The organism is Calothrix sp. 336/3 (genome assembly GCF_000734895.2).
Taxonomy (GTDB): domain Bacteria; phylum Cyanobacteriota; class Cyanobacteriia; order Cyanobacteriales; family Nostocaceae; genus 336-3.
Genome location: NZ_CP011382.1, coordinates 6,271,772 through 6,283,267 on the forward strand (window position 1 = coordinate 6,271,772; position 11,496 = coordinate 6,283,267).

An 11,496-nucleotide genomic window follows, 5' to 3' on the forward strand; every position below is an offset into this window, starting at 1 on the left:
GCTTGTGATACACTAGCTACTACTCATACAATCGCAATAAACCTTCTGCGCCAATCGAAGGTTAGGCTGAACCCGTCTCACTGCACTTTGGGATAGCATGGCTAGGGGTTCAGCTTTTTCCTATAATTTTATCTATACAGATTCCTAATAAGTAAAATAAGAACTAAAAATAACTGTTCTCCCGTACCTCTACCCCAAAAGCAAAGAGGATTGAGGTAATAAAAGTTTTGGGTATCTAAATAAAATCACTTAATTAAATTGAGATAAATCCCTTGGTGAGTAGGTAATTTCCATGGGAATTATCGTAGTCAGGAAATAGATAGGGAAATTAGATTTTTTGTTGTCAAATTCAGCAAAATATAGCTTTAGTTAGGTTTGAGCATTGCTTACCCCTAGGGAAATATGTGCTGATAACAGAGAAAAATGTTTGCTGAGGTAAATTGGGGATGATAACTGGAACTAGCTTGGAGAAAGTACACATACTAACCTATTGTAAGCAACGGTTTCTTGAGTACATTCCTAATAGATAGATATAGATAATTTTGATGGGATGAGAGACTGAAATGTAAATATTTTTTCGTATTACTACCAACAGCTAAGGTGATTCTTAATTTACTATTTTGATTTTGCAAGTATACCCGACCCATGGCCAAATTCTCTTTGTGTTTGGGTTGTGAGTCACACCTGATGTGATTTCTTAATTACGTTAGAGTCGCTCATTACTCATTACTCATGAGTCATAAAAAAACTAATTACAAGTTCCCTACCTTAGCTGTGGAAAACAGGAGAAAAGAATGCAGAAAGGCTTTGCGACAATTGACGGGAATGAAGCGGTAGCCAGGGTTGCTTACCGTTTGAGTGAGGTAATTGCGATTTACCCGATTACTCCTTCCTCAGCAATGAGTGAATGGACAGATACTTGGTCAGCAGATGGACGTAAAAACCTCTGGGGAACGGTTCCCAGTGTAGTGGAAATGCAAAGTGAGGGAGGGGCGATCGCCTCCGTGCATGGTGCAATTCAAACGGGTTCCCTGACAACTACCTTTACTTCCTCCCAGGGTTTGTTATTAATGATACCGAACCTCTACAAAATAGCCGGGGAATTAACTAGTACGGTCGTTCATGTTGCTGCCCGCGCGTTGGCAACCCATGCTCTATCGATTTTTGGCGATCACAGTGATGTCATGGCAGCTAGGGGTACAGGTTTCGCCCTGCTGTGTTCAGCTTCTGTTCAGGAGGCACAGGATTTTGCCCTAATTGCTCAAGCTGCCACCCTGAAGTCACGGGTGTCCTTTATGCATTTCTTCGATGGGTTCCGCACTTCCCACGAGGTGCAGAAGGTGGAATTACTATCTGATGAGGATTTGCGGGCATTAATTGATGATAAATTGGTGGGAAATCACCGCGATCGCGCTCTGACTCCTGACAACCCTGTAATTCGGGGAACGGCACAGAACCCGGATGTATATTTTCAGGCAAGGGAAGGGGCAAATACGTACTATAATCAATGCCCAGAAATAGTCCAACAGGTGATGGATGAGTTCGGGAAACAGACAGGTAGACATTACCGTATCTATGAATACCATGGCGCACCCGATGCGGAGCGGGTAATTGTGATCATGGGTTCCGGTGCGGAGACGGTACACGAGACGGTGGATTACTTGAATGCTCAGGGTGAAAAACTGGGAGTTTTGAAGGTGAGGTTATTCCGTCCCTTTGATGTCCACAAATTGATTGCGGAGTTACCAGAAACTACTAGGGCGATCGCGGTTTTGGATCGTACCAAGGAGCCGGGAAGTGCAGGTGAGCCTTTATACCTGGATGTGGTGACAGCAATCCATGAATCACCCACCTCTTTACGTCCAGTCATTGTCGGTGGTAGATATGGTCTGTCTTCCAAGGAGTTTACCCCGGCGATGGTGCGGGCGGTGTTTGAAAATTTGGCTCAGGAGCATCCGAAAAACCACTTTACTGTGGGTATCCAGGATGACATCACCCATACTTCCTTGCCCTATGATGCGGGATTCTCGACGGAAGCTGATACCGTTGTCAGAGCCATGTTTTTTGGTTTGGGTTCCGACGGTACGGTGGGAGCAAATAAGAACTCCATTAAGATTATCGGTGAGGAAACTGATAATTATGCCCAGGGATATTTTGTCTACGACTCGAAAAAGTCGGGTTCGATGACGGTTTCTCACCTGCGGTTCGGTTCCCAACCAATTCGCTCGACCTACCTAATTAATCAAGCTAATTTTATCGGTTGCCATCAGTGGACGTTTTTGGAACGGGTGGATGTACTGAGTGGAGCGGTGACAGGAGCAACTCTATTAGTAAATAGTCCCTACGGTGCAGAAACTGTCTGGGAGAAGCTACCCAGGGATGTTCAGGAAGAGATTATCAGTAAAAAATTAAAGTTTTATGTGATTAATGCTTCCCAAGTTGCCAAAAATAGCGGTATGGGGGGACGGATTAACACCATTATGCAGGTATGTTTCTTTGCTTTAGCTGGGGTGTTACCTCAAGATGAGGCGATCGCCAAGATTAAGCAAGCAATTGAAAAAACCTATGGGAAAAAGGGTGCGGATGTGGTGCAGAAAAATATCCAAGCGGTGGATAATACCCTGGAGAATCTGCACAAGGTGGATATTCCCAGCACGGTGACTAGTAAAATCAGCAAATCTGCTTTAGTTGCGGAGCATGCACCCTCCTTTGTCCGGGATGTTCTGGGTAAAATGATGGCGTGGCAGGGTGATGACTTACCTGTGAGTGCATTACCTGTGGATGGAACTTTTCCCACGGGAACGGCAAAATGGGAGAAACGCAATATCGCTGAGGAAATTCCTGGATGGAATACAGATATCTGCGTACAGTGTAGTAAATGTGTGATGGTCTGTCCCCATGGAGCAATTCGTAGTAATATCTATCCAGAGGGAGAGTTACAAACTGCCCCACCTAGTTTTAAGTCGATTCTTGCCAAAGATAAGGATTTTCGCGGACAATATTTTACTATCCAAGTTGCACCAGAAGATTGTACCGGATGTGGTGTCTGTGTAGATGTTTGCCCTGCCCAGGATAAAACCCAACCAGGGAAAAAAGCCATTAATTTACAGCCTCAGTTACCTTTGCGGGAGCAGGAGCGAGAAAACTGGAATTTCTTCCTGAATTTACCCCATCCCGACAGAACCAAGCTAAAAATTAACCAAATTCGCCAGCAACAACTTCTCGAACCCCTGTTTGAATTTTCCGGTGCTTGTGCAGGTTGTGGAGAAACACCCTACTTAAAATTACTTTCCCAATTGTTCGGCGATCGCGCTTTAATTGCTAACGCCACAGGATGCTCCTCTATTTATGGGGGAAATTTACCCACTACCCCCTGGACTACTAATTCTCAGGGAAAAGGTCCCGCCTGGTCAAATAGTCTGTTTGAAGATAACGCAGAATTTGGTTTCGGGTTCCGCTTATCTATAGATAAACAAGCCGAATATGCGGCAGAATTACTGCAAGAATTGGGAAATCGGGAAGAATTCCGGGAATTATCCCAAGCAATCTTAAACGCAGAGCAAAAAACAGAAGCAGATATCCACGCACAACGCCAACGGGTTGCACAATTAAAGGAATTACTCCAGCAACACCACATCTCAAACAATCTTCTATCCTTAGCAGATTACCTAGTGAAAAAGAGTGTCTGGATTGTCGGGGGTGATGGTTGGGCTTATGATATCGATTTTGGTGGCTTAGATCATATCCTGGCAAGTGGTCGCAATGTTAACGTCCTAGTTATGGATACAGAAGTATATTCCAATACAGGCGGACAGTCATCCAAAGCCACTCCTCTAGGGGCGATCGCCAAGTTTGCAGCCAGTGGAAAACCCGCCGCTAAAAAGGATTTAGGCTTGATTGCCATGAGCTACGGAAACATCTATGTAGCTAGTGTCGCCATGGGTGCTAAAGATGACCAAACCTTGAAAGCATTCTTAGAAGCAGAAGCCTATGATGGTCCATCCCTAATCATTGCCTATAGTCACTGTATAGCCCACGGGATTAACATGACAACGGGAATGACTCACCAAAAATCCCTTGTCGAATCCGGTAGATGGTTACTCTATCGTCATAATCCCACCCTGCGACAACAGGGTAAAAATCCCCTGCAATTGGATATGCGTCCCCCCCAGCAGTCAGTGGAACAGTCAATGTATCAAGAAAACCGCTTCAAAATGTTGACGAAGAGTAAACCCAAACTTGCCAAAGCATTACTCCAACAAGCACAAGCAGCAGTTAATGAACGCTGGCAAATGTACGAATATCTCGCATCCCGTGTCATGAGTAAGGAGGAATGAGGAATGAGTAATGAGGAATGAGTAAGGAGTAATGATACTAAGTTCCTATTGGAGGTAGTCGTCTCTGTACTGTCATTGCGATCGCGGGGAACTAATCCCATTATCCTGAACCTACCACAACAGCACCCAACTTGGTATTAATGGCGATAGAGCTACGCTCCACCGAAGCGGCGATAGGCTATCATTTACCTTTCCTCACAAATCATCCCCCGACTTTCGGCAATTTTGTTAAGAAATATATGGGCTATATTGCTTGTGGGGTAAGGATTTGGTAGCTTTATACATGGAAATTGTATCGAGAAATCGACACCACTCCCCCGAACCTTGAAAACCGCATAACTTCGTTGACTGGTGTCGATGCCTTACGCATCAAGGTTTCCAGGCTGCAAAATCGACTATTTTTTGAGAAATTTTTACAGATTTTTCGAGTGGTGTCGATTGGGGTATCTCAAACCCTCTCACAGCAAGGCTTCCAAAAGTGAACTCTTTACAAACTATTCCCCTTCACCGGGGACGGAAACACGGAAAGAGCGATTAAAAGCACTGTGGAACTTTACAAACTATTCCCCTTCACCGGGGACGGAAACGATTTGACGGCAACCTTTGTTTTCCCATTTATGCACCTCATCTTTACAAACTATTCCCCTTCACCGGGGACGGAAACCAGAGAAATAGCAAATTCCACAATCCCTCCACCACAGCTTTACAAACTATTCCCCTTCACCGGGGACGGAAACTGTAGTTCTTGCTCCTCTTCCGTCGAGAGAGAAGAGGCTTTACAAACTATTCCCCTTCACCGGGGACGGAAACTTCAATGAGAGCCTCAACGACAGATGCTGCCGCCGCTACGACTTTACAAACTATTCCCCTTCACCGGGGACGGAAACTAACTGTTGTCCAGCGGCCGTCATCCGAGATGGTGCTTTACAAACTATTCCCCTTCACCGGGGACGGAAACGGGTCGCTGCTGGTGAGCAGCGTGCCACCCGCCCCGGTCTTTACAAACTATTCCCCTTCACCGGGGACGGAAACGTTTTGAGAATTTCCTTTGCCTAGTTGGGCAATTCTTTACAAACTATTCCCCTTCACCGGGGACGGAAACTGGCTGGCAGAGAATTTTTTGAAGTATTCAACAACACTTTACAAACTATTCCCCTTCACCGGGGACGGAAACCAAAGACAAAGCAGAACTAACAGAAACAAAAAGAACACTTTACAAACTATTCCCCTTCACCGGGGACGGAAACCTTGAAAACAAACGATAGAGGTTTCCTCGTTTGGTTCCTTTACAAACTATTCCCCTTCACCGGGGACGGAAACTCCCAGGTGCAGTGGGTTGCTCTCAATCTTTCGACTTTACAAACTATTCCCCTTCACCGGGGACGGAAACCCATAGGTGCCATTCGGACGCTGGGGATTGGTGAATTGCCTTTACAAACTATTCCCCTTCACCGGGGACGGAAACGCTAGGTAACCCAAATTGAAGATGTCACTTTACCCAGGTAATGGCACTAAAGTGGAAGCACTTTATGGCACTAAAAAAGCTTGAAAAGCTGATGATTACGTTGCGCGAAAGAGGCGATTCTGAGAATAATGGAAGCAGTAGATGGCACAAAGTATAAAAATAGGACGACTAAAATGGCACAAAGTATGTAAAAGACAGACAAACAGATGAAACCTTTGTATAGAGATGGTTTCAGGGCGAATAGTCATAGGATATTTAGACAATTAGATTTGATTGCATTCTCAAAAACGACGTAAAAATGACATAAAAGCTAGTACATAGGAACTTTTGAACTACTATTTGATAGTACGAAATCGTGAGAAAATGTAAAATTTAATAGACAATATAGTATAAAATAACACTGTATTTAAAAACGCTGAATAATAGTCCAGACAATAGCTTGAGCAATTATAAGCCGGATTTTGTGGAAGCACTTCGTGGCACTAAGTAGAAAAAAATTCATAGTTCTTAAATTTTGAAAGCAAAAAATTTAGATTGAATAGAAGTATGCAATGAAGTAAACATTGCGTACCGGAGTAGCAATGCTGACAGAATCTGAGTTAGAAGAGTGGTCTGCATCACTCGATTTATCATCAGCGCAGTATACAATAATTCAGTCGATACGTAGTTCTCCACCATCAAGACGGGTGAGGGGAAATGCTGGAAACGTAGTCGGTCGATATCCAAGCAAAAAAATGGGTGTGGTGATTCAATTTGAGAGTCATCACAATGAGCTAGCGCGAATATATGAGATGGAATATGACCCAGATGTATTGGAATATTACGACCAGCCACCAAAAATAAAGTTGCAATACACTTGTTTAAATGGACGACGAATAGGAGTACTGCATACAGCAGACTTTTTTGTAATTAGGAGTAAAAGTGCAGGTTGGGAAGAATGTAAAACAGCATCAGAGCTATCAGCTTTAGCATCAAAAATGCCGAATCGCTATCAATTAGATAGTAATGGAAAATGGCGATGTCCCCCCGGAGAGGAGTTTGCTTTAAATTTAGGGTTATATTATGTTGTTCGCTCCGACAAAGAAATAAATTGGAAGAAGCAAAGAAATATCTATTTTTTATCTGACTATTTATCGATTAATCTCGAAGTACCAAGAGAAGATATAGTAAAAATAATCAAAATAATTTCCATATTTCCAGGAATAAAATTATCAGAATTATTAGAAAAAGGTATTAATCCAGACTACATATACAAATTAATTGCAGACCAGACGGTATATGTTGATTTAGATTCATTTTCCCTGAGTACAGAGTTAGAAAGAATTAGTGTATTTGTAAATAAAGAAACGGCTGAAGCACTAGATATATCAAGAAATGATATAGCTTGGAGTCCAAGAAAATTTCTAGACCTAAGTCATGTTGGAGCAATTGGAAAATGGGATGGACAGATATGGCATGTAATAAATGTAGGAGAAAAAAGTATCTCATTACTGTCAGAATCTTCACAAATAATCTCATTACCAAATCAGGAATGGAGAAGGTTAATAGAGCAAGATAAGTTTCAAGCAATCAGTAATACTCAAAATTCTCAAGATATACAAGAATTTTTCAAATGTTCATCAGTTGAAGATTGTATAGAAGCGTCGAGGCGTTATTCAATTATATCTGGTTATTTACAAGGTGAAAAAGCAGATTTTACAGAAGTACCAAGAAGAACATTCTACCGATGGGTAAGAAAGTGGCTTGAGGCGGATAAGCAATACGGTTGTGGATATTTAGGATTATTGCCAAAGCACAAAAATCAAACAGCCAACCAAGGAAAACTACCAGTTCAAACACAAAAACTAATTGATGAGTTTATCGAAAATGATTATCTGAATGTCAAGCAGAAAGGTAAATATGCAACATATTGTAGTTTACGCCAAACCTGTATTGATAAAGGATTGATACCTCCAAGCTATAAAACATTTTTAAAAAACTTGAAAAAAATACCACAGTTTGAAACAAAATTACATAGACAAGGGAAACGCATAGCCTATAAAAATGAATGTTTTTATTGGGAACTAGAGCTAACAACGCCAAGGCACGGTGATAGACCATTTGAAATTTGCCATATAGACCATACAGAATTGGACATTGAACTAGTAAGCTCTTACTCAAAAGTCAATCTAGGTCGTCCTTGGCTAACATTTTTGATAGATGCTTACTCCAGAAGAATATTAGCAATTTATTTAACATTTGACCCACCTTCTTACCGCAGTTGCATGATGGTGATGAGGGAATGCGTCCGTCGCTATGGACGTTTCCCATCCACTTTAGTAGTAGATGGTGGAAAAGAATTTGAAAGTATCTATTTTGAAACATTGCTCGCAGCCTATACTTGTACTAAAAAAACTCGCCCACAAGCAAAACCAAGGTTTGGGAGTGTATGTGAAAGGATTTTTGGTACAGCAAACACAATGCTAATCCATAACCTTCAAGGAAATACACAAATTACTCGTAACCCTAGAGGTGTAACTAAAAGTGTAAATCCAAAAAACTTAGCAATTTGGACACTAGGTAGTTTATACCAAAACCTATATGATTGGGCTTATGAGTTTTACGACAATAAAGAACATCCAGCACTAAGCCAAAGCCCTCGCTCAATGTTTGAGGATGGATTTTTAAGAACGGGATTACGCAGCCATAAAGTAATTAAATATGATGGCAATTTTAAAATATTTACTTTACCAACAACGCCAAAGGGAACTGCAAAAGTAATCCCTAATAATGGAATTAAGATTAATAATATTTATTATTGGCACAATATTTTTCGCCATCCAGAAATAGAAAAAACTCAAGTACCTGTGCGCTACGACCCTTATGATATGGGAGTTGCTTATGCTTATGTTGACAATCAATGGGTAACTTGTATTTCACAGCATTACAGTAGTTTAGTTGGACATTCAGAAAGGGAAATTAGAATTGCATCTGAGGAAATACGCCAGCGTCATAGTTGTGCAAATAGACAATTTGTCGTTACAGCATCGAGTTTAGCTGAGTTTTTGAATAAGTCAGAACAACAAGAGGTAATCTTACTGCAAAGAATGCAGGATATCGAAGCAAAAGAAATATATGCGACAACTCCAAACAATCAAACTCCAGTTATACAAACAACTATGATTGAGATGCTGGAATTACCAATTCAAGAGCCAGAAGAGAAGGAATTGATTGCAGAAGATATTAAACCATACGAGGAGTTTTGGTAATGCATTCTACCTCAGATATTTCCCAAGAAATACTCACCGCATCAGATAATGAAAAAATTAATTATTTTATCAATTTTACTGTTGTACATAGACTTCTAAAACAAGTCTATGAAGAATTTTTAGATGCAATAAATAATCCTGGAGGTGCGTCATTAATTTTTCTATTCGGTCCAACTGGGGTTGGGAAAACAACTCTAATGGCTCAAGTCATGAAAATTATCTTTGAGCAAAATCAAGCTTTAATGATACAGGATTTGTCATTTCTTCCAATAGCTGGTGTCGAAGCACGTTCTCCAGATACAGGTTCTTTTGATTGGAAAGTTTACTATAAAAGTGTTTTAATTGCTTTAAGCGAACCATTTGCTGATTATAAAACTAGAACGGGTAGTCATCGAGTGTATGGGAATGGTGGCGAGCAAAAAACAGTAAAAGTTAAGCCAAATTTGGTAGATTTAAGAGCAGATGTCGAACATATTTTTCAGCAAAGAAGATTAAAAGTTTTTTTAGTTGACGAAGCACAACGTTTTGCCAAAATTACATCCGGTCACAAACAACAAGACCAAATGGATGCAATTCAATCAATGGCTAGTTTTACTCAAACAAGACACGGGTTATTTGGTACATATGAATTATTACAATTAAGAAATTTAAGCGGTCAGCTTAGTCGCAGAAGTATAGATATACATTTTCCTCGTTATCAAAGTGAGAATCCAGAAGATATCAAAGATTTTCAAAGGGTATTAAAAAGTTTCTCCTTTGCAATGCCTTTACCTGAAACTCCTGATTTAGAAAAACACTGGGATTACTTTTATGAGCGTAGCATTGGCTGTGTGGGAATAGTTAAAGATTGGCTCACACAGTCACTCAGAAAAGCTTTGTCTGAATCATCAAATTGTTTAAGTTACAAGCATTTACAAGCTTATGCACCTGCTGTCTCTAAATCTGTGCGAATGTTAACCGAAGCAATTGAGGGTGAGAATATTTTATCATCTGGGGAAAATCAAGTAGAAAAACTTCGTTCATCTTTAGGCTTAGTAGTTCGTGATAACCAAAATATATCTGTTCGGGATACATCAAGCCATCACAATTTATCTACAAGTGCAGAAACCAAAAACAATCGAAAGAAACGCCGTCCTGGGGAACGAAAAATAAATCGGGATATCGTTGGAGGTGGTGGAAATGCTCTCTGATAATTTCAATTTCCAATCGCCGGATTTTACTCAGCAATTAAACCTACCAAAACGCAGTCATTTATATCCATTACAACCATTATTATTAGGCACACCACTAACTGAAAGTTTTACCAGTTATGTAACACGTTTAGCTGCAATTCACCGAGTACCAACAGGAGTTTTACTAGCTCAAGAATTAGCTCCAACGATTAGTCGTTATCCGGTCAAAAACTCTAATCACTTATCTAATCTATTTTTCCACGCCTTTTTTAGTCAAACAGGTGCATGGAATGGGACTGGAACTATGGCACTTGAACCTGTGTTAGTTTTACAGAAACTGACTCAACAACCAAATTTAAAATATCTCACCCTAATTCATTGGCAGAATGTTTTATCAACTCGGAATTTATTACGTAAATATAAAGCTTGGTGTCCACTATGTTATTCAGAATCTAGCCAGAAAGGAATAATGCTTTATGAACCATTAATTTGGTGCGTGTCCGCAGTGAAAATTTGCCCTATACACAAATATCCCTTGATGAATTACTGTCCAAATTGCGGGCAGCATATTTATCTATTAGCTTGGAACACTAAAAATGGCTTTTGCTGTAGATGTCATTATTGGTTAGGCAGCAGTTGTTCAACTATTGAATTGTACAATGTGAATAGACAAGATATCGAATGGCACTCATTTATTGCACAACAAGTTGGTTTATTAATCGCAAATACTCCTTATTTGATTGAAATTCCCAAACGAGAATTTGTTGCTATTGCTATCGATAAGTGTATTGAAGTTTTAACCAAAGGAAATGCTAAAGCCTTTGCACAAGAAATGTTTTTAAGTTCAACTGTTCCCAGGGATTGGCGTGTTGGTAATGCACTTCCTCAACTCGATAAATTATTACGTGTTTGCTATCGACTATCTATCCCTTTAATTGACATTTATTTAGGTCAGCTAAAATTAGATGCTCCTATATATTTAAAGGAATTACCATTATCCGAACAATACTTTAAAACTAATCGTCCCTTTGATGCACAAATGGTACAGGAATTTTTGGAACAGCATCAAGAATCCTTTCCACCTCAGTCGTTAAAAGAGCTTGCGCTTCAAATTGGCTATGATTCAAGAGATTTGTACAAATACTTTCCTGATTTATGCCATGAGATATCTACTCGCTATAAATTATACAAGCCAAAATCATCGAAACCTCATGTATAATATTTAAGGTCTTTGCTACTTTTATACTTTGCTTTTTTTATGGAAGCACTTGATG

The 11,496-nt window shown here is 40.3% G+C and carries 5 protein-coding genes and 1 CRISPR repeat array; all 5 genes read left to right on the forward strand.

The window, feature by feature from the left end; genetic code table 11:
* Positions 1 to 794: 794 nt before the first annotated feature.
* The 5 genes from nifJ to IJ00_RS26245 all read left to right on the forward strand — a co-directional run bounded on the left by nifJ (position 795) and on the right by IJ00_RS26245 (position 11,441).
* Entirely contained in the window at positions 795 to 4,337 is a 3,543-nt protein-coding gene (gene nifJ, locus IJ00_RS26230) for a pyruvate:ferredoxin (flavodoxin) oxidoreductase (protein WP_035158219.1), read from the forward strand.
* 140 nt (positions 4,338 to 4,477) lie between these two features.
* On the forward strand, positions 4,478 to 4,612 hold the full coding sequence (locus IJ00_RS30050; protein ID WP_256388832.1) for a hypothetical protein: 135 nt from the start codon (positions 4,478 to 4,480) through the stop codon (positions 4,610 to 4,612).
* Between the two features lie 210 nt (positions 4,613 to 4,822).
* Positions 4,823 to 5,802: direct repeats of the CRISPR family, unit length 36 nt; unit sequence CTTTACAAACTATTCCCCTTCACCGGGGACGGAAAC.
* 581 nt (positions 5,803 to 6,383) lie between these two features.
* On the forward strand, positions 6,384 to 9,050 hold the full coding sequence (locus tag IJ00_RS26235) for a Mu transposase C-terminal domain-containing protein (protein WP_035150525.1): 2,667 nt from the start codon (positions 6,384 to 6,386) through the stop codon (positions 9,048 to 9,050).
* Positions 9,050 to 10,240: an ATP-binding protein gene (locus IJ00_RS26240; RefSeq protein WP_052754384.1), complete on the forward strand. Its 1,191-nt coding sequence runs from the start codon at positions 9,050 to 9,052 to the stop codon at positions 10,238 to 10,240. Before IJ00_RS26235 ends, IJ00_RS26240 begins: the two co-directional genes overlap by 1 nt.
* Positions 10,230 to 11,441: a TniQ family protein gene (locus tag IJ00_RS26245; protein WP_035150523.1), complete on the forward strand. Its 1,212-nt coding sequence runs from the start codon at positions 10,230 to 10,232 to the stop codon at positions 11,439 to 11,441. Before IJ00_RS26240 ends, IJ00_RS26245 begins: the two co-directional genes overlap by 11 nt.
* Positions 11,442 to 11,496: the final 55 nt, after the last annotated feature.

Excerpts from the sequence above, each read along its gene's own strand:
- nifJ (WP_035158219.1), top strand. The coding sequence starts at position 795 with ATGCAGAAAGGCTTTGCGACAATTGACGGGAATGAAGCGGTAGCCAGG.
- IJ00_RS30050 (WP_256388832.1), top strand. The coding sequence starts at position 4,478 with ATGGCGATAGAGCTACGCTCCACCGAAGCGGCGATAGGCTATCATTTA.
- IJ00_RS26235 (WP_035150525.1), top strand. The coding sequence starts at position 6,384 with ATGCTGACAGAATCTGAGTTAGAAGAGTGGTCTGCATCACTCGATTTA.
- IJ00_RS26240 (WP_052754384.1), top strand. The coding sequence starts at position 9,050 with ATGCATTCTACCTCAGATATTTCCCAAGAAATACTCACCGCATCAGAT.
- IJ00_RS26245 (WP_035150523.1), top strand. The coding sequence starts at position 10,230 with ATGCTCTCTGATAATTTCAATTTCCAATCGCCGGATTTTACTCAGCAA.